This is a genomic window from Plantactinospora sp. CNZ321 (assembly GCF_004217235.1).
On the sequence record NZ_SHKQ01000001.1, the window covers coordinates 7,548,471 to 7,572,432 of the forward strand.

Annotated in this window: 20 protein-coding genes, 1 tRNA gene and 1 other RNA gene; 10 read left to right on the forward strand and 12 right to left on the reverse strand. The window is 70.7% G+C overall.

What is annotated here, in order from left to right; translation table 11 throughout:
• Nucleotides 1-8 precede the first annotated feature (8 nt).
• Entirely contained in the window at nucleotides 9-1,076 is a 1,068-nt protein-coding gene (locus EV371_RS32870; RefSeq protein WP_130465481.1) for an aspartate-semialdehyde dehydrogenase, read from the reverse strand.
• 4 nt (nucleotides 1,077-1,080) lie between these two features.
• A complete protein-coding gene (locus EV371_RS32875; protein ID WP_130465482.1) occupies nucleotides 1,081-2,346 on the reverse strand; it encodes an aspartate kinase in 1,266 nt (421 codons plus the stop codon).
• 231 nt (nucleotides 2,347-2,577) lie between these two features.
• Between EV371_RS32875 and EV371_RS32880 the strand changes: the two genes are divergently transcribed.
• The 3 genes from EV371_RS32880 to leuA all read left to right on the forward strand — a co-directional run bounded on the left by EV371_RS32880 (nucleotide 2,578) and on the right by leuA (nucleotide 6,041).
• Nucleotides 2,578-3,333 carry a hypothetical protein gene (locus EV371_RS32880; RefSeq protein ID WP_130465483.1) on the forward strand — a complete coding sequence of 252 codons (756 nt, stop codon included), beginning with the start codon at nucleotides 2,578-2,580 and terminating at the stop codon, nucleotides 3,331-3,333.
• Nucleotides 3,334-3,418: 85 nt separating this feature from the next.
• Nucleotides 3,419-3,964: a nitroreductase family protein gene (locus EV371_RS32885; protein ID WP_130465484.1), complete on the forward strand. Its 546-nt coding sequence runs from the start codon at nucleotides 3,419-3,421 to the stop codon at nucleotides 3,962-3,964.
• Nucleotides 3,965-4,286: 322 nt separating this feature from the next.
• On the forward strand, nucleotides 4,287-6,041 hold the full coding sequence (gene leuA, locus EV371_RS32890; RefSeq protein ID WP_130465485.1) for a 2-isopropylmalate synthase: 1,755 nt from the start codon (nucleotides 4,287-4,289) through the stop codon (nucleotides 6,039-6,041).
• 143 nt (nucleotides 6,042-6,184) lie between these two features.
• Here the strand turns inward: leuA and EV371_RS32895 are convergent, their stop codons facing one another.
• On the reverse strand, nucleotides 6,185-7,672 hold the full coding sequence (locus EV371_RS32895) for a DHA2 family efflux MFS transporter permease subunit (protein ID WP_130466388.1): 1,488 nt from the start codon (nucleotides 7,670-7,672) through the stop codon (nucleotides 6,185-6,187).
• A 124-nt stretch (nucleotides 7,673-7,796) separates the two neighbouring features.
• Between EV371_RS32895 and EV371_RS32900 the strand changes: the two genes are divergently transcribed.
• From EV371_RS32900 to EV371_RS32920, 5 genes are all read left to right on the forward strand, one after another.
• Nucleotides 7,797-8,438 (forward strand): HNH endonuclease family protein, encoded by a 642-nt coding sequence (locus EV371_RS32900; protein ID WP_486484891.1) that lies wholly within the window; start codon nucleotides 7,797-7,799, stop codon nucleotides 8,436-8,438.
• Complete coding sequence (locus EV371_RS32905) at nucleotides 8,333-8,701, forward strand: hypothetical protein (protein WP_486484998.1); 369 nt, start codon at nucleotides 8,333-8,335, stop codon at nucleotides 8,699-8,701. The genes EV371_RS32900 and EV371_RS32905 overlap by 106 nt, the downstream gene beginning before the upstream one ends.
• Before the next feature lie 104 nt (nucleotides 8,702-8,805).
• A complete protein-coding gene (locus EV371_RS32910; RefSeq protein WP_130465487.1) occupies nucleotides 8,806-9,360 on the forward strand; it encodes a winged helix-turn-helix domain-containing protein in 555 nt (184 codons plus the stop codon).
• Nucleotides 9,357-10,229, forward strand: a complete 873-nt coding sequence (locus EV371_RS32915; RefSeq protein ID WP_130465488.1) for an SRPBCC domain-containing protein — start codon at nucleotides 9,357-9,359, stop codon at nucleotides 10,227-10,229. The genes EV371_RS32910 and EV371_RS32915 overlap by 4 nt, the downstream gene beginning before the upstream one ends.
• A 136-nt stretch (nucleotides 10,230-10,365) precedes the next feature.
• Nucleotides 10,366-11,847, forward strand: coding sequence for a multicopper oxidase domain-containing protein (locus tag EV371_RS32920; protein WP_130465489.1), 1,482 nt, complete (start codon nucleotides 10,366-10,368; stop codon nucleotides 11,845-11,847).
• Between the two features lie 91 nt (nucleotides 11,848-11,938).
• Here EV371_RS32920 and EV371_RS32925 read toward each other — a convergent pair whose 3' ends face one another.
• The 9 genes from EV371_RS32925 to ffs form a co-directional block, all read right to left on the reverse strand.
• Nucleotides 11,939-13,060: an oligopeptide/dipeptide ABC transporter ATP-binding protein gene (locus EV371_RS32925; protein WP_130465490.1), complete on the reverse strand. Its 1,122-nt coding sequence runs from the start codon at nucleotides 13,058-13,060 to the stop codon at nucleotides 11,939-11,941.
• Entirely contained in the window at nucleotides 13,057-14,178 is a 1,122-nt protein-coding gene (locus tag EV371_RS32930) for an ABC transporter ATP-binding protein (protein WP_130465491.1), read from the reverse strand. The genes EV371_RS32925 and EV371_RS32930 overlap by 4 nt, the downstream gene beginning before the upstream one ends.
• Before the next feature lie 6 nt (nucleotides 14,179-14,184).
• Nucleotides 14,185-15,162 (reverse strand): ABC transporter permease subunit, encoded by a 978-nt coding sequence (locus tag EV371_RS32935; RefSeq protein ID WP_130465492.1) that lies wholly within the window; start codon nucleotides 15,160-15,162, stop codon nucleotides 14,185-14,187.
• 280 nt (nucleotides 15,163-15,442) lie between these two features.
• Nucleotides 15,443-16,447: an ABC transporter permease subunit gene (locus tag EV371_RS32945; protein WP_130465494.1), complete on the reverse strand. Its 1,005-nt coding sequence runs from the start codon at nucleotides 16,445-16,447 to the stop codon at nucleotides 15,443-15,445.
• Between the two features lie 114 nt (nucleotides 16,448-16,561).
• Nucleotides 16,562-18,229: an ABC transporter substrate-binding protein gene (locus tag EV371_RS32950; RefSeq protein WP_130465495.1), complete on the reverse strand. Its 1,668-nt coding sequence runs from the start codon at nucleotides 18,227-18,229 to the stop codon at nucleotides 16,562-16,564.
• 238 nt (nucleotides 18,230-18,467) lie between these two features.
• Entirely contained in the window at nucleotides 18,468-19,061 is a 594-nt protein-coding gene (gene recR / locus EV371_RS32955; protein WP_130465496.1) for a recombination mediator RecR, read from the reverse strand.
• A gap of 11 nt (nucleotides 19,062-19,072) precedes the next feature.
• A complete protein-coding gene (locus tag EV371_RS32960) occupies nucleotides 19,073-19,381 on the reverse strand; it encodes a YbaB/EbfC family nucleoid-associated protein (RefSeq protein WP_349340421.1) in 309 nt (102 codons plus the stop codon).
• 224 nt (nucleotides 19,382-19,605) lie between these two features.
• On the reverse strand, nucleotides 19,606-22,188 hold the full coding sequence (locus EV371_RS32965) for a DNA polymerase III subunit gamma and tau (protein WP_130465498.1): 2,583 nt from the start codon (nucleotides 22,186-22,188) through the stop codon (nucleotides 19,606-19,608).
• 191 nt (nucleotides 22,189-22,379) lie between these two features.
• Nucleotides 22,380-22,469, reverse strand: an RNA gene (gene ffs, locus EV371_RS32970) — signal recognition particle sRNA small type.
• Between the two features lie 85 nt (nucleotides 22,470-22,554).
• Between ffs and EV371_RS32975 the strand changes: the two genes are divergently transcribed.
• Nucleotides 22,555-22,639: transfer RNA gene (locus EV371_RS32975), tRNA-Ser, on the forward strand.
• A 928-nt stretch (nucleotides 22,640-23,567) separates the two neighbouring features.
• The gene (locus EV371_RS32980) at nucleotides 23,568-23,852 is read left to right on the forward strand and encodes a MerR family transcriptional regulator (RefSeq protein ID WP_130465499.1); all 285 of its coding nucleotides are present in this window, start codon (nucleotides 23,568-23,570) and stop codon (nucleotides 23,850-23,852) included.
• The last annotated feature ends 110 nt before the right edge of the window (nucleotides 23,853-23,962 follow it).

Genomic DNA, 23,962 nt, shown 5'->3' on the forward strand with positions numbered 1-23,962 from the left:
ACCGCCGCTCAGCGGGCGGCGGCGGAGAACTCGGCGGAGAGGAGTTCGGCGATCTGCGCGGTGTTGAGGGCGGCGCCCTTGCGCAGGTTGTCGCCGGTCACGAAGAGGTCGAGGGCGCGGGGGTCGTCGACCGAGCGGCGGATCCGGCCCACCCAGGACGGGTCGGTGCCGACCGCGTCGATAGGCATCGGGAACTCGCCGGTCGCCGGGTCGTCGACCAGGATCACCCCGGGGGCGTTGCGCAGCGCCTCCCGGGCGCCCTCCGCGTCCACCTCGGTGCCGAAGACCGCGTGTACGGCGACCGAGTGTCCGGTGACCACCGGCACCCGTACGCAGGTGGCGGAGACCTTCAGGTCGGGCAGACCGAGGATCTTGCGCGACTCGTTGCGCAGCTTCAGCTCCTCGGACGACCAGCCGCCGTCCCGCAGCGACCCGGCCCAGGGCACCACGTTGAGCGCCATCGGGGCCGGGAACGGGCCGAGGTCGTCGCCGATTGCCTGCCGCACGTTGCCCGGTCGGGAGCCGAGCACCCGGTCACCGGCGATCTTGGAGAGCTGGTCGTGCAGGGTGTCCACCCCGACCTGCCCGGTCCCGGAGACCGCCTGGTACGACGAGAGCACCAGCTCACGCAGCCCGTACTCGCGGTGCAGCGGCGCGACCGCGACGATCATCGTCAGGGTGGTGCAGTTGGCGTTCGCGATGATGCCCTTGGGACGGTTGCGTACCTGCTCCGGGTTGATCTCCGGTACGACCAGCGGCACGTCCCTGTCGCCGCGGAACGCGGCGGAGTTGTCCACCGCCACCGCGCCCCGGGAGACCGCGACCGGCGCCCACCGCGCGGAGACCTCGTCCGGTACGTCGAACATGGCCACGTCCACGCCGTCGAACGCCTCGGCGGTCAACTCCTGTACGGTCAGCTCCTCGCCCCGGCACAGCCGGGTCTGCCCGGCGGAGCGCGCCGAGGCGATCAGCCGGATCTCACCCCAGACGTTCTTCCGGGAGGAGAGCAGGTCGCACATGACCGTGCCGACCGCACCGGTTGCCCCGACCACCGCGAGTGTGGGGAGCGTCGCCATCGGACTACCTCCCGGTCCCGGCGTAGACCACCGCTTCCTCGCTGCCGCCCAGGTCGAAGGCCTCGTGCACGGCCCGGACCGCGATGTCGAGGTCGGTGTCCCGGCAGACGACCGAGACCCGGATCTCGGACGTGGAGATCATCTCGATGTTCACCCCGGCCTCGGCCAGCGCGGCGAAGAAGCTGGCCGCCACACCCGGGTGCGAACGCATGCCGGCGCCGATCAGCGACACCTTGCCGACATGGTCGTCGTAGAGCAGGCCCTTGAACTTGACCTGCTCCTGCACCTTGCTCAGCGCCGCCATCGCGGTCGGTCCGTCGGACTTGGGCAGGGTGAACGAGATGTCGGTCCGGCCGGTGCCCTCGGTCGAGACGTTCTGCACGATCATGTCGAGGTTGATCTCGGCCCCCGCGACGGTCTCGAAGATCCGGGCCGCCGCTCCCGGCTCGTCCGGTACGCCGACCGCCGTGATCTTCGCCTCGCTCCGGTCGTGGGCGACCCCGGTGATAAGTGCTTGCTCCACGGGTAGGTCCTCCGTCGATCCGGTCACCAACGTGCCGGTGTTGGTCGAGTATGACGAACGTACCCGGATCGGCAACCCGGCCCTCCGGGCGTACTCCACGCTCCGCAGGTGCAGCACTTTCGCGCCGCAGGCGGCCAGTTCGAGCATCTCCTCGTAGGTGAGGATCCTGATGTGCCGGGCGTTCGGCACGATCCGCGGGTCGGCGGTGAAGATCCCGTCGACGTCCGTGTAGATCTCGCAGACGTCCGCCTCCAGCGCCGCCGCCAGGGCCACCGCGGTGGTGTCCGAGCCGCCCCGACCCAGCGTCGTTATGTCCTTGGTGTCCTGGGAGACGCCCTGGAAGCCAGCGACGATCACCACCGCACCCTCGTTGAGCGCCGAGCGCAGCCGGCCGGGCGTGACGTCGATGATCCGGGCCCGGCCGTGCACCGAGGTGGTCAGCACGCCCGCCTGGGATCCGGTGTAGGACCGCGCCTCGTAGCCCAGGTTGTGTATCGCCATCGCCACCAGTGCCATCGAGATGCGTTCACCGGCGGTGAGCAGCATGTCGAGTTCGCGTCCGGGCGGTAGCGGACTGACCTGGTTGGCGAGGTCGAGCAGCTCGTCGGTGGTGTCGCCCATCGCGCTCACCACGACCACCACGTCGTCGCCGGCCTTGCGGGCGGCGATGATCCGCTCGGCCACCCGTTTGATCCGCTCGGCGTTGGCGACCGACGATCCGCCGTATTTCTGCACGACCAGTGCCACGACGGTGCACTCCTTCCCGATGGGCCAAGCGAATCCCGGGCCGGACGAGGCGCACGACCCTGAGCGTGCCGACGCCGCCGGGTCGAGACCGGCGGCGCCGTGTGAGACCAACTCAGAGTACCGGCCGGCGCCGTCGCGCCGACCAGACGTTCCCACCATCCGACCCGGCGCGACACGCGAGAGTAGCTGGACTGATCACCCGTTCCAGCGGTATACCCCGAGAATGGCGGGGTGCATCCCGGCGTAGCCCCCCTGCTCGGCGCACTCCTGCTGGCCGGCACGGCGCTGCTGGCCGGCTGCGGCGCCGAGACCCCCGCGCCGGCCGCGACCAGTCCCGCTCCGGCGGCGAGCCAGCCGGCCGAGGCCCGGGACCAGCTCGCCGCGCTCGCCGCCGCCGCACAGGACCGCCAGCTGACGGCCGTGTACACGCTCAGCGCAGCCGGCGAACCGGACCGGTCGATCTCGGTGGTCCGGGCGGCCGACCGCTCCTGGCGGGTGGACATCCCGGGTGGCGCGCTCGGCGGCAGCGCCGACGTCTCAGTTGTCCAGAATCGTGCCGGAATGTTCCAGTGCGCGCTCCCCTCGGCGGAGCGACCGGAGTCGGGCTGCGTACGGGTGGCCGGGCCCGACCAACCCCTCGACCCCGGCATCGACCCCCGGATGCGGCACCCGTTCACCGACTGGCCGGCGGTGCTCACCGACCGGCAGGCCCCGCTCGCGGTCTCCGCCGCCGCCCTGCCGGGCGCCCGGGGCAGGTGTTTCGCCGTCGAGTCGACCTCGGCGTCGGTCAGCCCGCAGCTGGACCCGGGCATCTACTGCTATGCCCAGGACGGCACCCTCACGGCGGCCCGGCTGCCCGCCGGCACCCTGACCCTGGCCGGTACGCCGACCGCCGCCCCGGCCACCGTCGCGCTGCCCGGTCCGCTGGTCGACCGGGAGCCGTTACCGATCGCCGCACCGCCGCCCGACGGCTCAGACGGCGAATGAGCCTCCTTCACGTTATGGGTGCGCTTCGTCACGTCGGGTGACCCCAGTGTGGGGACAGAGTGCCTGATACGGCACACTCGGCACCATGTCCCAGCTCTCCCCGATTCTGGCGACCCGGTGGAGCCCGCACGCCTTCGACCCGGTCGCCGACCTCACCGACGCCGAGGTCGCGTCGCTGCTCGAGGCGGCCCGCTGGGCGCCGTCCGCCGACAACACCCAGCCCTGGCGCTTCCTGGTCGGTCGCCGCGACGACGAGGCATTCAAGCGGATCCTGACCAACCTCTCCGCCGGTAACCAGCGGTGGGCCAGCCGGGCCTCGGCGCTGCTGCTCGGCGCGCACACCACCACCGGGCCAAACGGCGGGCCGCTGCCGCACGCCGCGTACGACCTGGGCCAGGCGGTGGCGCATCTCACGGTCCAGGCCACCGCGCTGCGGCTCTACGTGCGGCAGATCTCCGGGTTCGACGCCGCCGGGCTCCACGCCGACCTGGACCTCTCGTCCGGGGTACGCCCACACGTGGTGGTCGCGGTGGGCCGGCTCGGTGACCCCTACTCGCTGCCGGAGGACCTGCGGGCGCGGGAGATCGGCCTGCGCCAGCGTCGCCCGCTGGCCGAGTTGCTGCTCCGCTGACCCCGCCCACCCCCGTCGCCACCTGGGCGGCTCCCAGATTGCGGACTACGCTTACCCGATCGCTCGTCGAGCACTTAAGGTGACTTTGTCATGTGGCAGGCCCTGCTCCTTCGCCGCCGCGACGAGGCTTCCCAGGCCGGCACCTCGTCGCGGAGTTGAAGCGCGCCGTCCTGCATCTCGGCCGGGCCCCGTCCCGGTCAGCCTCTTCGAAAGATCTGACACCGGGATCCGGCCCGCGACCAGGCCCGGATCCGGCACGAAGATCCGAAATCTCGATCTGACACTCGGCGTTCACGCCACATGACCACGGGAGCTTCCTGTCATGGCACAACCTGCCGGCACCACCACCGACGCTGATCCGATAGCCCGGCAGCGGCCCAGCCGCATGCCGTACCGGCGTTACCAGCCCTACCACCAGCAGTTCGCAATCGACCTGCCCGACCGGCAGTGGCCCACCCGGCGGATCGAGACGGCGCCCCGATGGTGCGCGGTCGACCTGCGCGACGGCAACCAGGCCCTGATCGACCCGATGTCGCCGGAACGCAAGCGGCGGATGTTCCAGCTCCTGGTGCAGATGGGCTACAAGGAGATCGAGGTCGGCTTCCCGTCGGCCAGCCAGACCGACTTCGACTTCGTCCGGCAGTTGATCGAGCAGGACCTGATCCCGGAGGACGTCACCATCCAGGTGCTGACCCAGTGCCGGGAGCACCTGATCGACCGCACCTTCGAGGCGATCCGGGGTGCGAGGCGCGCGATCGTGCACTTCTACAACTCGACCTCGACGCTCCAGCGCCGGGTGGTCTTCGGCCTGGACAGGGCCGGGATCACCGACATCGCCACCTCCGGCGCCCGGCTGTGCCAGAAGTACCACGAGATCCACGCCCCGGACACCGACGTCTTCTACGAGTACTCGCCAGAGTCCTACACCGGGACGGAGCTGGACTACGCCCTGGAGGTCTGCGCGGCGGTGATCGAGGTCATCGACCCGACCCCGGACCGGCCACTGATCATCAACCTGCCGGCGACCGTCGAGATGGCCACCCCGAACGTCTACGCCGACTCGATCGAGTGGATGCACCGGAACCTGCCCCGCCGCGACAGCGTCATCCTCTCCCTGCACCCGCACAACGACCGGGGCACCGGCGTCGCCGCCGCCGAGTTGGGCCTGCTGGCCGGGGCGGACCGGGTCGAGGGCTGCCTCTTCGGCAACGGCGAGCGCACCGGCAACGTCGACCTGGTCACGCTGGGGCTGAACCTCTTCTCCCAGGGCGTCGACCCGCAGATCGACTTCTCCAACATCGACGAGATCAAGCGGGCTGTCGAGTACTGCAACCAGTTGCCGGTGCACGAGCGGCACCCGTACGCGGGTGACCTCGTCTACACCGCCTTCTCCGGCTCGCACCAGGACGCGATCAACAAGGGCTTCGACGCGCTGGCCGCCGACGCGCAGGCGGCCGGGGTGCCGATCGACCAGTTCGGCTGGGCGGTGCCCTACCTGCCGATCGACCCGAAGGACCTCGGCCGCAGCTACGAGGCGGTGATCCGGGTCAACTCGCAGTCCGGCAAGGGCGGCGTGGCGTACGTCATGAAGACGGAGCACCACCTGGACCTGCCCCGGCGGCTCCAGATCGAGTTCTCCGGCGTGGTGCAGCGGGTCACCGACGACGACGGCGGCGAGGTGGAGCCGGGCCGGATGTGGCAGCTCTTCGCCGAGGAATACCTGATGGACCAGCAGCGGGAGCCGGCGGTCCAGGTGCAGGGCTACACCATCGGCACCACCGACGGAAAGGTCGACATCGAGGTCGACGCCCGGTTCGGTGGCGACAGCCGGCCGCTCTCGGCAACCGGTAACGGCCCGATCGACGCGTACGTCAGCGCGTTGCAGGCGCTCGACGTCCAGGTCCGGGTCCTCGACTACCACGAGCACGCGATGTCCTCGGGCGGCGACGCCCAGGCCGCCGCGTACGTGGAGTGCGAGGTCGACGGTCGTACGGTCTGGGGCGTGGGTCTGGACGCCAACATCGTGACCGCCTCGGTCCGGGCGGTGACCAGCGCCGTCAACCGCGCCCTGCGCTGAGCGGGCCGAGCCGGCTTAAGCCGAGCCACGTCCTCCAGTGAGCAGCCGTTCGTGCGGGCCGGATCGGCGATCCCGGCCGACCCGCACGAACCGGCGCACCGCCGTCGCCGTGCCCGACCCGTCCGGCACGCCTGTCGGCACCGCTACGAGCGGTGCTGTTCCGCCCGTGCCCGGCCGGTATCCCGGTCCGGTTCGTGCTGGTGGGTCGGGGGCGGCGGCAGGGACGGGCAGGGGCGGGACTTCTTCGGCTCCCGCTCCGGCCGGTGCACCAGTACGGCGGCGATCAGCGCGCCGAGCAGCATCAGCCCGGCGGACCAGAGCACCGCCTGCCGGTACGCCGGGGTGAGCTGGTCGGAGCGCTCGTACCCGCCACCGGAGAGCCCCACCACCAGGGGCAGCCCGGAGACGGCGAGCAGCCCGCCGACCCGGGACGCGGCGTTGTTGAAGCCGCTCGCCGCGCCGGCCAGCCGGTCGGGGGCGGCGGCGAGCACGGAGGCGGTCAGCGGGGCCACCACCAGGGTCATGCCGAGCCCGAAGAGGGTGATCCCGGGCAGGACGTCGGTCCAGTACGAGTCGCCCCGGCTCACCCCGTGCAGCAGGAACAGCCCGGCGGCGGCGACCAGCGGGCCGACGGTGAGCTGTGGCCGGGGCCCGATCTTCGAGGCGAGCGCGCCGGAGCGTGCCGAGCCGACCAGCAGCAGGATCGTCATCGGCAGGGTGGCCAGGCCGGTCTCCAGGGCGGAGTAGCCGACGACGTTCTGGAGATAGACGGAGAAGAAGAAGGTGAGTCCGGTCAGCGCGGCGTAGACCAGCACGGTGTAGACGTTGAGCACCCCGAAGAGCCGGCTGACGAAGAGGGTCGGCGGCAGCATCGCCCGCTCGCCCCGATGCCGTTCGAGCAGCACGAACGCGACGGCGGCGGCGACTCCGAGTACCGCCGCGCCGACCACAGGTGCGGAGCCGGGTCCGCGCTGCTCCGCCTCGATCAGCGCGTACGTGACGCCGGCCAGGCCGAGCGCGCCGAGCAGCGAGCCGGCCACGTCGAACCGGGCTGCCGCCGCGCCGTCGGCCCTGCTCTCCGGGGTCCAGCGCAGCGCGGCGACGATCACGATCACCGCGAGTGGCAGGTTGAGGAAGAAGATCGCCCGCCAGGAGAGCGCGTCGATCAGCCAACCGCCGAGGAAGGGGCCGAGCGCGGTCGACACACCGGCCAGGCCGGACCAGGCGCCGATCACCCGACCCCGCTCGTCCGGGTGGAAGCTGGCCTGGAGCAGGGCGAGCGAGCCGGGGGTCAGCAGCGCGCCGCCGAGTCCCTGGAGGAAACGGGCGACGATCAGCCACTCGATGCTCTGCGCCGCGCCGCAGAGTACGGAGGCGGCGGTGAACGCCAGCACGCCGGCGAGGAAGACCCTGCGCCGCCCGACCCGGTCGCCGAGCGCCCCGCCGAGCAGTACGAACGCGGCCAGCGTCAGCAGGTAGCCGTTGAGCGTCCACTGTAGGCCGGCGGTGCTGGCCCGCAGTTCGGCGCCGAGGTGCGGGAGGGCCACGTTGACCACGGTGGCGTCCAGGAAGACCATGCCGGAGGCGACGACGGCGGCGAGCAGGGTGCCTCGACCGGCCGTGCTGGACATCCGCAACGGTGCTGACGAATCGCTCACGGTGTCAATCTTCCTGCCTGTGTCGTAGGATGCCGCGAAACGCCGGAACCTCTGCCGGTCGCCCCTCGGACCGGTCTAGACCTCGCGAGCTGGGAACGTGCCGTTCATCCGTACCAGATCACTAGCACGGTCGGGAACTGCGGCCGTGCTCGCCGGCCTGCTCGTGGCCGCCGCCTGCGCCCCGGTCGAGAGCCCGGCGCCGGAGCCGACCGGACCGACCGACGCCCACGCCCAGCTGGACCAGCTCACCGTGGCCAGTGCCGGCTCGATGCGGGGCTACAGCCGGGAGCGATTCCCGCACTGGCGGCATGCCGGCAAGAACTGCGACGTCCGGGACACCGTGCTCCAGCGGGACGGCACCGGCATCAAGCTCTCCGGCTGCAACGTGGTCGGGGGCCGCTGGTCGAGCCGGTACGACAAGCGGACCCTCGCCGACCCCTCCGCGGTGGACATCGACCACATGGTGCCGCTGGCCAACGCCTGGCGTTCCGGTGCCGACGAGTGGGACGACGACAAGCGGGGCGACTTCGCCAACGACCTGGACCGGCCGCAGTTGTTCGCGGTATCGGCGAGTTCCAACCGGTCGAAGGGCGACCAGGACCCGTCGCAGTGGAAGCCGCCGAACCGGGGCGACTGGTGTCGGTACGCGGAGGACTGGATCGCGGTCAAGCACTACTGGCGGCTCTCGGTGACCTCGGCCGAGAAGGGTGCGCTCGACGACATGCTGGGGAGCTGCTGATGGCCGGGACGGAAAGCGCCGCGCAGACCACCGACATCACCGCGGGCCCCGGTGGGGTGATGACCGACGAGGTCGGGGTGATCACCGGCGAGCTGACGCTCCGCACCGAGCTGGACGGGAAGGACGCCGTCCTGCGGGTGCAGTACAAGGACGCCGACGAGTGGTACGCGGTCACCGGTGGGCGGGCGGCGCTCTCCGACCCGGCTGACCTGGCCGCGGTGCACACCGTCGCGGTCGGCCTGTTGAACCGTCCCGAGGGCTGACCTCCGCTTCCACGAGCAGACGCTCCGCCTCCACGATCGGACCCGATCGGCTCTCGCGTGGCCGATTGACAAAATCAGTTTTTACGTACAGGATTGTTTTTGTTATGAGAGACGTGATGTACCTGGAGCAGATCGAGCAGGCCGAGACCCTGCTCAAACCGCAGCGCATCGAGGTGCTGCGCCAACTGGCCGAGCCGCGCACCTGCACCGAGGTGGCGACCCAACTCGGCCAGACCCCGCAGCGGGTCTACTACCACGTCAAGCGCCTGGTCGAGGCCGGCCTCGTCGACCAGGTCTCCGAGCGCAGGGTGCGGGGCATCGCCGAGGGCATCTACCGGGCCAGCGCCCGGTCGTACTGGCTCTCCCCTCGGCTGGTCGGCCGGCTCGGGCTGCGCAAGGCGCAGGACGAGATGAGCCTCGGCTACCTGCTCAACCTGATGGAGGAGGTCCAGGCCGACATCGCCGCCCTCGACCGGACCGCACCGGAGCTGCCGTCGATCGGCGTCTCCGGCGAGATCCGGGTGCCGGCGGAACAACGCCAACAGTTCCTCGCCGACCTACAGGCCGCACTGCAAGAGCTGTTCACCCGCTACGGCGGAGCCGAGGGCGACGCCTTCAAGCTCGCCGTCGCCTGCTACCCACACGGAGGCACCGAATGACCGCACCACTGACGCTTCGCGCTCGCGCCGCCGCGCCGATCAAGAACGTCTGGCACGCCCTCACCGACGCCGCCGAGCTGCGCGTCTGGCTCGCCGACCAGGCAGAGGTGGAGCTGCCACACCGTTACGAGTTCTGGGGCCCACAGGTGCCCGAGGGCGACGCGCCGCACCAACGGCTGCGCCACGTCGGCGAGCACAGCCTCCGGTTCAGCTGGCTGCTGGACGGCGAGGAGACCACCACCGAGATCACCCTGACCGAGGAGAGCCCCGACTCCACCGTCATCTCGCTCTCGCAGACCCACTGGAGCTTCCAGGACGTGATCACCGGCGCGAGCATCCGGGGCGTGCTCCAGACGTACTGGGCGCTGGCGATCGCCAACCTCGTCGACCACGTCGAGGGACGGCCGCTCACCCCGAAGACCGACTTCACCTCGGCGACGCTCCGTGAGGAGATCGTCATCGACGCCTCCCCCGAGGAGCTCTACGAGTCGCTGACCGACTCGGCCAAGGCCAGCGAGTGGTTCGGCTACCCGATCGGGATCGAGCCCTTCGTCGGCGGCCGCTACGCGATGGGCGGCTTCGACAACAACCCCAACCCGGCGAAGGTGCTGGATCTCACCCCCGGCAAGGCGATGACCGTCGACTGGGGGCCGGCCGGGGTGGTGAGCTGGGAGCTGGAGGGCAGCGGCGGAAAGACCAAGCTCTCCTTCGTGCAGAGCGGCTTCGACCAGCCGCCGTACGCGGCCTGGGCCGGATGGCTCAGTGGCCTCGCCGAGCTGCGCCGCTACCACGAGCTGGCCGACTGGCGCCCGATCTGGCTCGACGACCCGACCGACAACGTGCCGGTTGAGGCCCACACGGAGGCCTGACCTTCGGCCGGTGTGCCGCCGGGTCCGGCCGAGGACCCGGCGGCACACCGTACGGCCGACACCCTGACTTCCCCCTAGCTGCGGTTGGGGTGATCCTCCTGATCCGCAACCTCGACCGACAAAGCATGATCACCTTATGCACCGCAGAAAGTTTCTCCTGCTAGCCGCCCTGCCCGCCCTCGCGACCGCCTGTGGCTCCGGCGCCCGGACGGACGACCTCCGCCCGCAGGGCACGTTGACGTTCGGGAACCGGCTACGCATCCCGCCGTTGGCCAAGTCGACCGTCGACGCCGCAGGGGTGCGGCGGTTCGAGTTGGCCATGCAACGCGGCCAGAGCGAGCTGCTGCCCGGCAAACCGACCGCCACCTGGGGCTTCAACGGACCGCACCTCGGCCCGACGATCCGGGCCCGGCGTGGCGAGACGGTACGGATGGCGGTGACCAACCGGTTGGGCGAGCTGAGCACCGTGCACTGGCACGGGATGCGGCTGCCCGCCAAAATGGACGGTGGACCGCACCAGCCGATCGCTCCGGGTGCGACCTGGACCCCGCAGTGGACGATCGACCAGCCGGCCGCCACCTCCTGGTACCACCCGCACGTGCACGGGTCCACGGCCATGCAGGTCTATCGGGGACTGGCCGGGATGTTCATCCTCGACGAGCCGGGCGGCCCGCCGCTGCCGGAGACGTACGGGGTCGACGACGTCCCGCTGATCCTCCAGGACAAGCGTTTCACCCCGGACGGCTCCCTGGACGGCGATCCGCTGAAGGGGACCTTCGGCATCCTCGGCAACCACATCCTGGTCAACGGGACCTACGACCCCTACCTGGAGGTCAGCACCGAACTGGTGCGGTTCCGCATCCTCAACGGCTCGAACGCCCGGATGTACCACGTCAGGTTCACCGACCGCCGCCGGTTCCACGTCGTCGGCAACGACGCCGGCCTGCTCGAAGCCCCGGTCGAGGTCGACCAGGTGTCGCTGACCCCCGGCGAACGGATCGAGATCGTCGTACGGTTCTCCGCCGGCGAGCAGGTGGTGCTCTCCAGCGTCGGCGGGTCCGCGGACATCGACGCCGGCGACTTCGACGTGCTGAAGATCGTCGCCGCGCCACGGTTGGCGGCCTCGCCCGCGCTACCCGCCCGGTTGGCGGAGAACCGGGTCGAGGTACCCGCCGACGCCCGGGTTCGACGATTCCGGCTCAACGGCCATGACGCCATCAACGGCAAGGAGATGGACATGTCCCGCATCGACGAGGTGGTGCCGGCCGGCGCCCGGGAGATCTGGGAGATCGAGAACAACGTCTACGCGCACAACTTCCACATCCACGAGGTCGCGTTCCGGGTCCTGGACGTGAACGGCGGGCCGCCACCGGCCTACGCCAGCGGCCCGAAGGACACCGTGTACGTGCCGGGAAAGAGCAAGGTACGGCTCGCCGTCCAGTTCGGTCAGCACACCGACCCGAGTACGCCCTACATGTACCACTGCCACATCCTCCGGCACGAGGACTCCGGCATGATGGGGCAGTTCGTCATCGTCGAACCCGGCACCGAGGCTCAGGTACCACGGACGATCGCCGTTGCCGACCACGCGCACCACGGCTCCGCACCCGGGAACTGACCGGGGCTGCTGCCGCATCGACGCGACACCGGCAGCGGAGCTGACCGCATCGGCGGCGGGCGAGGAACTCGTCCCGCCGCCCGGAGGCCACCTAGACGAACGAGCCCGGCTCGCTCGGCGCGGAGACGACGCCGGGCGCCTCGCCCTCGTCCTCCGGCCGGACGATCTGCACGCTCACGCTGTGCGGTCGGATCTCGCCGCTGGCGATCTGCTCCGCCCAGTGGCAGGCCACCCGGCTCTCGCCGATCTCGCGTAGCGCCGGCCGCTCGTCGGCACACCGGGTCGGCTGCGCCCAGGGGCAGCGGGTGTGGAAGCGGCAGCCGGCCGGCGGGTTGGCCGGCGAGGGCAGGTCGCCGGCGAGCAGGATCCGCTCCCGACGGTCCTCCAGGTCCGGGTCCGGCACCGGCACCGCCGACATCAGCGCCCGGGTGTACGGGTGCAGCGGCTCCCGGTAGAGCCGGTCGCTCGGCGCCTCCTCCACCAGCGCACCGAGATACATCACGCCGACCACGTCGGAGATGTGCCGCACCACCGCCAGGTCGTGCGCGATCACCAGGTAGGTCAGCCCCAGCTCGTCCTGGAGTTCGTCGAGGAGGTTCACCACCTGGGCCTGGATCGACACGTCCAGCGCGGAGACCGGCTCGTCGGCGACGATCAGTTCGGGGCCGAGCACCAGCGCCCGGGCGATGCCGATGCGCTGCCGCTGCCCGCCGGAGAACTCGTGCGGATAGCGGGACAGCGCCCACTTCGGCAGCCCGACCGCGTCCAGGGTCTTGGTGATGATGTCCCGCCGGGCCGCCCGGTCGGCACCGATCCCGTGCGCCTGCAAGCCCTCGACCAGGATGGACTCGACATTCTGCCGGGGGTCCAGACTGGACATCGGGTCCTGGAAGATCATCTGCATCCGGCGGCGCATCGTCCGGAGCCGGTTCGGCGGCAGCCTGGTCAGCTCGACGCCGTCGAAGTTCACCTGCCCGCCGGTCGGTCGGGTCAACTGGAGCAGTGCCCGGCCGAGCGTCGACTTGCCGCAGCCGGACTCGCCGACCAGCCCGTACGTCTTGCCGCGCGGAATGGACAGGTCGACCCCGTCCACCGCCTTGACATGCCCGACGACCCGGTCGAAGAGCACTCCCCGGGTGATCGGGAAGTGCACCTTGAGATCCCGGACCTCGACCAGGTTTCCGGACTTCCCGGTGGCCTGCACGTCGGTCATGCCGACTCCTCCTCGCCCGGAGCGGGCAGCTCCGCCCGCTCTTCCACCGGCCGTTCCCCGGGCACCGTCGCCTGCGCCGGAACGACTCCGGCCACCGCCGGCTCCGCGGCGGCCGCCGAAGCGGGTCCGGCCGGCCCCGCGCCGGCCGGCGGCACCGGGTTGACGCACCGGTACGTCCGGTCGGTGTGGGTCAGCGCGAGCTGCGGCGGCTGGCCGAGACACGCCTCCACCTGCCGGTCGCAGCGGGGCGCGAAGGCGCACCCGTCGGCCCAGGGCAGTACGTCCCGGACCGAGCCGGGGATCGGGGAAAGCCGCTCGCCCCGGCCCACGTCCAGGCGCGGAATCGACCTGAGCAGCCCCACCGTGTACGGGTGCCTCGGCTTGGTGAACAGCGGCTTGCGGCGGGCGGTCTCCACCACCCGGCCGGCGTAGAGCACGTTCACGGTGTCACACATCCCGGCGACCACACCCAGGTCGTGGGTGATCATCACCAGGGCGGTGCCGGAGTCGCGTACCAGGTCCTTGAGCAGTTCCAGGATCTGTGCCTGGATGGTCACGTCCAGCGCCGTGGTGGGCTCGTCGGCGATCAGCAGCCGGGGACGGCAGGCCACCGCGATCGCGATCAGCGCCCGCTGGCGCATCCCGCCGGAGAGCTGGTGCGGATATTCCCTGAGCCGCCGCTTCGGGTCCGGGATGCCGACCCGGTCCAGCAGGTCGGCGGCCTCCTTGCGAGCCGCGTCGCCGCCGAGCCCACGGTGCCGGGCCAGCACCTCGGTCACCTGCCGGCCGATCGGGATGACCGGGTTGAGCGAGGAGAGCGGGTCCTGGAAGATCATCGCGATGTCCCGGCCCCGGATGTCCCGCATCGCCCGCCGGTCGACCCGAAGCAGGTCGGTACCGTCGAAGTCGGCCCGGCCCTGCACCGAGATCCCGGGCTGCTGGGGCAGCAGACCCATCAGCGCCAGCGAGGTCACGCTCTTGCCGCAGCCGGACTCGCCGACCAGGCCGACGACCTCGCCCGCGTTCACCGAGAACGAGACCCCGTCGACCGCCCGCACCGTACGCTTTCCGCGCTGACGGAACGTGACGGAGAGATCCTGCACATCAAGCAGTGCCATGACTGATCACTTCCGCAGCTTCGGGTCGAGGGCCTCGCGCATCGCCTCACCGAGCAGGGTGAAGCCCAGCGCGGTGATGATGATCGCCACGGCCGGATAGATCGCCAGCGCCGGCCGGATGCCCAGGTACGGCTGCGCGTCGGCGAGCATCACACCCCACTCCGGAATCGCGGTGTCCGGGTTGCCGAGGCCGAGGAAGGAGAGCGCGGCCGCCTCGATGATCGCGGTGGCCAGGGTCAGCGTTGCCTGCACGATGACCGGGGCCAGCGAGTTCGGCAGCACGTGGCCGAGCGCGATCTTCGACCGGCGTACCCCGAGCGAGGTCGCCGCGAGCACGTAGTCGCTGTTGGCCTGGGCGATCATCGCCCCGCGCAGCAGCCGGGCGAAGACCGGCACCGAGACCACACCGACCGCGATCATCACGGTGGTCAGGCTGGCGCCGAGCAACGCCGCGATGCTGACCGCGAGCAGCAGGCTGGGCAGCGCCAGCATCATGTCGATGAGCCGCATCAGCATGGTGTCGACCCAGCGCCCCCAGCGCCCGCCGAGTCCGGCGGCGGCACCGGCGACACCGCCGATCAGGGCGCCGATCGCCAGACCGATCAGCGTGGCGACCACGCCGACCAGGAGGGTCTGCCGGGCTCCGACGATCAACCGGCTGAACTCGTCCCGCCCCTGGTGGTCGAAGCCGAGCCAGTGCTCGGCGGAGGGGCCGGGGATGATGCCCTGGCCCGACTTGACCAGACCGTCCCGGATCCCGACCGTGTCGGTCGGCCCGTACGGCACGAAGAACGGCCCGACGATCGCGACCAGCAGGAAGATGCCGAGTACGACCGCGCCAGCGATCGCCGCAGGGTTGCGTCGGAGCCGGCGGAACGCCTCCTGCCAGAGGCTGACGCCGCGTTCCTCGTCCCGGGCCGCGGAGAGTTCGCCGAGCCGGTCGAGCTTCTCGGCCTTCTTCCTGGCCCGTTCGGTGATCGTCATCGGGCCCACCATCCGTTCGCGACTGCGGGGCTCGCAAGCTCACTCCTCGCGCTCACCCGAGCCCGCCTTCCGTTCGCGACTGCGGGGCTCGCAAGCTCACTCCTCGCGCTCACCCGAGCCTGCCTTCCGTTCGCGACTGCGGGGCTCGCAAGCTCACTCCTCGCGCTCACCCGAGCCTGCCTTCCGTTCGCGACTGCGGGGCTCGCAAGCTCACTCCTCGCGCTCACCCGAGCCCGCCTTCCGTTCGCGACTGCGGGGCTCGCAAGCTCACTCCTCGCGCTCACCGGACACGCACCCTGGGGTCGATCAGGCTGTACGAGAGGTCGACCAGCAGGTTCACCAGTACGAAGAGCACGGCAATGATCATGATGAAGCCCATCAACACCGGATAGTCCCGCTGGCTGATCGCGTCCGCGATGAACGCCCCGATGCCGCTGAACGCGAAGACGGTCTCGGTGAGTACCGCGCCGGAGAGCAGACCACCGGTGAGCAGGCCGATCGTGGTTGCCACCGGCAGCATCGCGTTGCGCAGCACATGCCGTCGGCGTACGACCCGCTCGGTCAGGCCCTTGGCCTCGGCGGTCCGGACGAAATCCTCGCTGAGCACTTCCAGCACGCTCGCCCGGGTGATCCGGACGATGATCGCCAGCGGGATGCTGGCCAGGGCGAGGCCGGGCAGGACGAGGTGCCAGAGCGCGTCGGCGGCGGCGTCCCACTCGCGGGTGAGCAGCCCGTCGAGGACGAAGAAGTTGGTGACCCGGGTCGCGTCGATGGTCGGGTCCTGCCGGCCGCTGGCCGGGAAGAGATGCAGGTTCTCGGCGAAGATCGCCTTGAGCACGTACGCCAGGAAGAAGACCGGGATGCAGACACCGATCAGCGATCCGCCCACCGAGAGGTGGTCGAGGAGCCGGCCGCGACGGCGGGCGGCGAGGTAGCCGAGCGGGATGCCGACCGCGATCGCGATGACCAACGCGGTCGTGGCCAGTTCGAAGGTACCCGGGAAGCGTTGCAGGAACTCGGTGGTCACCTCGCGCTTGGTGGAGATCGAGGTGCCCAGGTCGAGCCGGAACATGCGCTGCATGAACCGGCCGTACTGCACCAGGACCGGCTCGTCCAGCCCGAGGTTGTCCCGGATCGCGGCGCGCATCTCCGGGGTGCCACGCTCGCCGAGGATCGCGGTCTCCGGGCCGCCGGGCAGCCGGTGCAGCCAGATGAACAACAGGATGGAGAGCCCGAGAAGCGCGGGTATCAGCTGCAACAGGCGTCTGACGATGAACCGGAACACTGGCGACCTCTGGCGGGGTGCGGAGGGTCGCGCGGGCGGGCGCTGGGCTGACCTCCGGCCGGGGTCTACCGGCCGGGATCAGGGCGCGCCCGCCCGCGGTCCCTCTTCTCTATGTCAGGACTTGAACTCGGCGGTGGCGTACCGCTCGTCGGTGAGCGGGCTCGGCTTGACCCCGGTCACGTCCTTACCGAACACGATCGCCGGCGGCGAGTGCGAGATCGGCACACCCGGCAGGAACTTCATGATCTCGGCGTTGAGCTCCTTGTAGAGCTCGTACCGGGCGGCGGCGTCCGCGGTGGTGTCGGCCTTCTTGAACAGTTCGAAGAGGGCCGGGTTGTTGAAGCCCCACTCCGGCTTCTGCCGGTCGAACATCGTGCCGATGAAGTTGTAGCCGTCGCCGTAGTCACCGGTCCAACCCAGGAAGTGCAGGTCGTGCTCGGTGCCCGTGGTGGTGGCGTTGAGGTAGTCCGGGGTCCACTTCAGCGGAATCGGCTGGATCTTGATGCCGGCCGCCTGGAGGTCCGCCGAGAGAAGCTCGAAGAGGTCCTTCGGGTTCGGCATGTACGGCCGGGTGACCTCGGTCGGGTAGTGGAACCGCAGCGTCAGGTTGCTGGCGCCGGCATCGGCGAGCAGCTGCTTGGCCTTCTCCACGTTGTAGTCGTACGTGGTGACCTGCGGGTTCCAGCCCTCCACGGTGTCCGGCATGAACTGGGTGGCCACCTTGGCGCCCGGGGGAAGCTTCGAGTCGACCAGCGCCTGCCGGTTCAGGGCGTATGCGATCGCCTGCCGGACCCGGATGTCCTTGAGCTTCGGGTTGCCGCCGTCCTGGTTGATAGCCAGGTAGAGGATGTTGAACGCCGGACGGGTCAGCATGTTGAAGCCCTCGTTCTTCAACGGCTCCACATCCGCCGGACCGACCAGGTCGTAGCCCTGGATGTCGCCGGAGCGCAGCGCCTGCTTCCGGGCGTTCTCGTCGGAGATGGTCTTGAAGATGAGGGTCTTCAGCTTGGCCTTCTGCGCGCCGCTGTACTCCTCGTTCCGCTCCAGGGTCAGCGTCTTGTTGGCGATGTCCCAGGACTTGAACTTGAACGGACCGGTGCCGGTCGGGTGCTCCATCGCGTACGGCGGGTACTGGATGTTGTCGGCGCTACCGCCGATGTTGCTGGCCTGGTACTCCTCCAGCGCCTTCGGGCTGTGGATGGAGAACGACGGCAGCATCAGCGCGGCCGGGATCTTGCTGGAGACCCGGGTGAAGGCGAGGTCGACGGTGGTCGGGTCCTTCGCCGTGCACGACTTGAAGAGGCTCTGCGGCAGGTCGTCCCGCTCGTTGGCGGCGAAGCCACCCATCACGTCCTGCCAGTACGGCGTGACGTCCGGGCTCTGCATCAGACCCTTGGCGTTGTACCAGCGGTTGAAGTTGACACATACGGCGTCGGCGTTGAAGTCCGTGCCGTCGTGGAACTTCACACCCGAGCGGAGCTTGAAGGTCCAGACGGTGCCGGTCGCGTCCGGGGTCCAGCTCTCGGCCAGGCTCGGCGTGATCTTGGTGCCGCCCTCCTCGGGGCGGACCAGGGTCTCGAAGATCTGACGGGCGACCCGCAGCGACTCGCCGTCACTGGCCAGGCTGGGGTCCAGCACCTTCGGGTCACCGGCCACGCCGAAGACCAGGGTGTCCTTCTCACTTGCGCCCGAATCGCCGCGGTCGCTCTCGGCACAGCCGGCTACCGCGAGGGCCGCGACCGCTACGGCCGCGATGGCGACCTTCGGTCTTGGTGCACGCATGGTGCTTCACCTCGTCCTGTGGATACGACAAACGCGGTGACGGGGGCCACCGATGGCGAGACACTAGCCGTCGCGCGGACCGGGCGGAAACGGGCCGCGAATGGGTTGGTACCGGATCGTGTCTTTACAGTCAGGACACCAGCGACAGAGCGTCGCGCATGGTCAACAATCGAGGCCTTTGTCCGGCTCTGGATATGCGAATTTGTTACATCACCTGTCGGGCTGTTCACCACCGATGTCAGACAGCGCGGCGACCTTCGAAGGCGCGGCCCAGGGTGATCTCGTCGGCGTACTCCAGGTCGCCGCCGACCGGCAGACCGCTGGCGAGTCGGGTCACCGAGATGCCCATCGGCTTGACCATCAGGGCCAGGTAGGTCGCGGTCGCCTCGCCCTCGGTGTTCGGATCGGTGGCCAGGATCAGCTCGCGCACCGAGCCGGTGCCGAGTCGGGCCAGCAGTTCCCGGATCCGCAGGTTGTCCGGGCCGACACCCTCCAGCGGGTTGATCGCGCCGCCGAGCACGTGGTAGCGGCCCCGGAACTCGCCGGTCCGCTCGATCGCCACCACGTCCTTGGGCTCCTCGACCACGCAGAGCACCTCTTCGGTGCGGCGTGGGTCGCGGCAGACCCGGCACTGCTCGGACTCGGCGACGTTGTAGCAGACGGTGCAGAACCGCACCAGCTCCTTGACCCGGCGCAGCGCGGTGGCCAGCCGGGTCACGTCGGCCGGATCGGCCGAGAGCACGTGGAACGCGATCCGCTGGGCGCTCTTCGGACCGACCCCCGGCAGGCGTCCCAACTCGTCGATCAGATCCTGGATGGCACCCTCGTACATCGCGGGGTGGCTCAGAAACCGGGCAGGCCGAGGCCGCCCATGCCGCCGGTGACCGGGCCCATCTTCTCCTCGGTCAGCTTGCGCACCTCGTCGTGGGCGTTGTGCACCGCCGCCAGGACGAGATCCTCCAGGGTCTCCACGTCCTCCGGGTCGACCGCCTTCGGATCGATCTTGACGGCCTTGACCTCGCCGGCACCGGAAATGGTCACGGTGACCAGCCCGCCCCCGGCCGTACCGGTCAGCTCCGCCTCGGCCAGCTCCGCCTGCGCGGCGGCGAGCTGCTGCTGCATCTTCTGCGCCTGCTTCATCATCTGCTGCAGGTTGGGCTGTCCACCCGGGCGCACGGCGACTCCTCGGTTGCGGAAACTGGTCGCGTCCAGCCTAGTCGGACCGGTCGCGGCCGGCTCGACGCCCCGCGGCCGTCCGGCTCGACGCCCCACAGCCGGCTGGCTCGACGCCCCACAGCCGGCTGGCTCGACGCCCCAACCGGGTCGACGCCCCGCGACCGGCCGGCCGTCCGGCTGGTCGGCGAGCGGCGAGGACGTCAGTTGAGATCGACCTCGCCGATCCGTTCCGCCCCGAGGGTCTGCTGCAGCAACTGCACCGCCTGCTGCTCACTGGTCTGCCGGGCGGTCCGCTCGTCGATCACCTCGTCGAGGGGCTCGTCGCCCGGGTCGAAGCCCTCGTAACCGATCGACGCCGGCTGCGGGCGCGGGCCGTCGTAGTCGGGGTCGTAGGGCGGCTCGCCCGCCCACTCCGGGTCCGGCGTCCGCTCCGGAGCCGGGGTCGGTTTCGGTCCACGGCCGGCCGCCGCCGCCCGGGCCGCCGCGAGCCCGGAACCGACCGCGCCGCCGCCGGCCCCCGCGCCGGTACGCACACCGCTCACCGCACCGACTCCGTCGCTGCCTACGCCGGGAGCGGCGAATCCGCCGCTACCGGCGGCCGAGGACCCGTTACCGCCGCTCGGCCCGCCCCTGCCCGCCGACCGGGCACCGTTGCCGCCCGGCGCCCCGATGCCGTTGGTACGGCTACCGGCACCGCTCGGACCGCCGTCGGGGGCCGGAGTCCCCGGCGCTCCGGCTGCGGTGCCGGTCGTGCCGGCGGGACCGGTGCTGCCGGGCGGGGTCGGCTCCGGCCAGTCGTCGTCGGCCGAGCCGCTCGGTGCGACGCCACCGGGACGGGCCGGTTCCGGCCAGTCGTCGTCATCGGCGCTGGACGGCGCACCGCCACCGGCGCTGCCCGAGCCGGATCCGCCGGCTGACCGCTCCCGACCACCGGCTGACCGCTCCCGACCACCGGTCGCACCCCGGCTGCCGCCGGCGGAGGCGGAGCCGGTGCCGCCCCGGGGCGGGGCGCCGTTCGGGACCGGGCCGCTGCCGGTGGACTGGCGGGGCGGGGCGCCCGGTGCCGGCCCACGCTGCTCGCCGGCCACCTCGCAACGGATCTGCCAGCGCCCGCCCAGTTCCTCGTAGAGGGCGTCGGTGAGCACCTCGGAGGCGTTGGCGAGCATCTGGGCGAGGACCGGGGACTTGACGGTCAGCACCAGGGTGTCGCCGTCGAGGTCGCGTACGACCGCGTCGCGCATCAGCGCGGCGATCCGCTTGTTGCTGCGGTTGACCATACCGACGACGTCGCCCCAGACCCGGCGTACGGCGGCGGCGTCCAGTTCGCCCGTCGGCTCGGTACCGGCCGGCACCGGATCCGGGGTGGCCGGGTCGGGCATCACCGCCTCGGGCGGCACCGGACGCCGGGCCGGTGGCTCCGGGGCGGCGGCCGGCGGCGGTACGACCGGTCCGGCCGGTGCCTGGCTCGGCCCGGGTGCGGCGGCGTCGCGTACCTCCCGGGCGGGAGCGGCCGGGACGGCGCTGGCGGTGGCCGGCGGAGCGGAAGCGGTCGCGGGGGCCGTGCCCGGGTCGACGGCGGTCGGTGGGCGGATGGCGGCGGCCGGCGGAGCGGCGTCGCCGGAGAGGGTGAGCCGGCGCTCCATGCGTTCGAGGCGTTGCAGCAGGCTGCCGGTGGAGTCCTCGGCGCCGGGCAGCAGCATCCGGGCGCAGATCAGTTCGAGCAGCAGTCGCGGTGCGGTGGTGCCACGCATCTCGACCAGGCCGTTGTGCACGATGTCGGCGCACCGGGACAGCGTGGCCGGGCCGAGTCGTTCGGCCTGGGCGGCCATCCGCTCGATCTGGTCGGCCGGGCCGTCGATCAGGCCCTTGGCGACCGCGTCCGGCACCTGGCGCAGGACGATCAGGTCACGGAGCCGTTCGAGCAGGTCAGAGGCGAACCGGCGCGGATCGTGCCCGGCCTCGGCAACCCGGTCGATGGTGGCGTACGCGGCGGCGCCGTCCCCGGCGGCCAGCGCGTCGCACATCTCGTCGATCAGGGCGACGTCGGTCACCCCGAGCAGGGCAACCGCGCGGGAATAGCTGACCCCCTCCGGGCCGGCACCCGCGATGAGCTGGTCGAGCACCGAGAGCGAGTCCCGGGCGCTGCCGCCGCCGGCCCGGACCACGAGCGGAAAAACCGCCGGCTCGATCTTGACGCCCTCGGCCGAGGCGAGCTGCTCCAGGTAGGGCCGGAGCACGCCCGGCGGGATCAGCCGGAACGGGTAGTGGTGCGTCCGCGACTTGATCGTGCCGAGGACCTTCTCCGGCTCGGTGGTGGCGAAGATGAACTTGACGTACTCCGGCGGCTCCTCGACCAGCTTGAGCAGGGCGTTGAAGCCCTGGGTCGAGACCATGTGCGCCTCGTCGATCACATAGATCTTGAACCGGCTGCTGGCCGGGGCGAAAAAGGCGCGTTCGCGCAGTTCCCGGGCGTCGTCCACGCCACCGTGACTGGCCGCGTCGATCTCGATCACGTCGATCGAGCCGGCCCCGTCGGTGGCCAGGCTCTTGCAGGAGTCGCAGACCCCGCAGGGCTCCGGGGTCGGCCCCTGCGCGCAGTTGAGCGAGCGGGCCAGGATCCGGGCACTGGAGGTCTTGCCGCAGCCACGCGGGCCGGAGAAGAGGTAGGCATGGTTCAACCGGCCGGTACGCAACGCCTGGGACAGCGGCTCGGTGACGTGCTCCTGGCCGATCACCTCGGCAAACGTGCGGGGCCGGTACTTGCGGTAGAGCGCCAGTGCCACTCGTCCCGCCTCCTCTCGACCGGGCCATTCTCCACCCGCCGCCGCGCTGCCGAGTGCCAAGGTTGTCACGCGCCCCCGACGATTTCCACGTCGACCACCCGTTCGCCGACCGGTGGGCGGCGAGGGAGCCCGTAGGAGGCGGGCGGTGGGCGGTCTGGGTAGGTGGCTGCCAGGGACGCTCAGCGGGAAGACAAGGCCCCCCGTGCACCCGCCAGAGCTCGCTTATCCTTGCTGCCTTCCGGCCCTGGGGAGGTTCACGAGGTGACGCCACACGGGGGGTGCCGCCAAGTGTACCCGGCCGCTCGCGGGATCTTCGGGGGACCGGCCGGGGTGGGCGTACGGCGGGGAGCCTGTATCCTGTCGGACGGAGGATTCGCCTAGAGGCCTAGGGCGCACGCTTGGAAAGCGTGTTGGGTTCACACCCTCACGAGTTCGAATCTCGTATCCTCCGCTCGCCTGAGCAGCGCAAACGCCCGGCAGATCCTCGCGGATCCGTCGGGCGTTGATTTTGAGGCCGCAGTTGACCGCCGGCCACGGGTTCCGTCGGGACGTCGACAGGCCGTCAGTATCGAGGCCCCGACCAACTACTCGTGCCGAGGCCGCTCGACGAAGCCACTCTTTCAGCAAAAGAGCACGATCTTGCCCGGCGGCGGCGTGGGTGGGGCGGATGGCGGGTGGGCGGGACAGCGGTCTGTCCGTCGCGCCCGGTGGCAGGCCGTGGCGGGGTTGGGCCAGGTGCGTTGATGATCTTTGCTCGACGGCAAGCTGAGCGCGGCCTGCGAGCAAATCTATGTGCTAAGTAGTAGATATTCTCGCCGACAGCGGCTAGTCTTCTTCAGGTCAAGGGTGAAGAAAAGACGCTGACGCAGCCGCCCCACCCGAGGGCGGAGGGGCAGGGCCGAGGATCGTTCCGGCTCCGCTCGGCAAGTAGTTGGTAGGTAGTGCCCGGACGTGATCCACGTCCGGGCAGTGACAGCGGGTGGGGCCGATGTGGGATTCAGGGCCGCACCCGAGGTGAGGGACGTCCGTCGCACGTGTGCGGGGCCATGAAGTCGCGTGGGGCTCCGACACCGGCGGACAGCACGGAAGTACGACAGAGAAAGTCAGAGGAAAGGGAGGGCTCGCACACCGTTGGATCGCCCGCTGCCGGCCGCAGTGCCGGGCTGGCGCGGACACCGCAGCTTCCATCGAACGAGAGGTGGTCTCCGGTCACGCTTATGCGATCCTCGCACCCGCTCCCGTCACGCACGGGCGGTGCGGATACGACAAGCCGGCAGCTCTGCCGGTAGATGGTGTTATCGACCCGTAACCCCTGGGCCCCGGCGCTTTCCAGCGCCGGGGCCCTCGTGATGGAGGTTTCATTGGCCCAAACCGACGACATGCTCGACGACGAGGACTATCCGGCATACACGATGGGCCGCGCGGCGGAGATCGTGGGTTGCCCGCCGGATTTCCTGCGCCGGCTCGGCGAAGCGAAACTGATCGACCCGTACCGCTCCGGTGGCGGACACCGCCGCTACTCCCGCTATCAGCTGCGGCTGGCCGCGCGGGCGCGGGAGCTGTGCGACCAGGGCACCGACATGGCGTCCGCCTGCCGCATCATCATTCTCGAGGACCAGCTCGCCGAGGCCCTGCGACAGAACGAGCGCTACCAGCAGGGCTGACCGCACCCGCCCGGGCGGCGCGCCTGGAACGACACGAAGACCGCACGGTCCCTCCCGCCAGGGCAGGGACCGCCCGTCGTTCCTGTGCCGCCAATCAGTCCAGTTTCGAG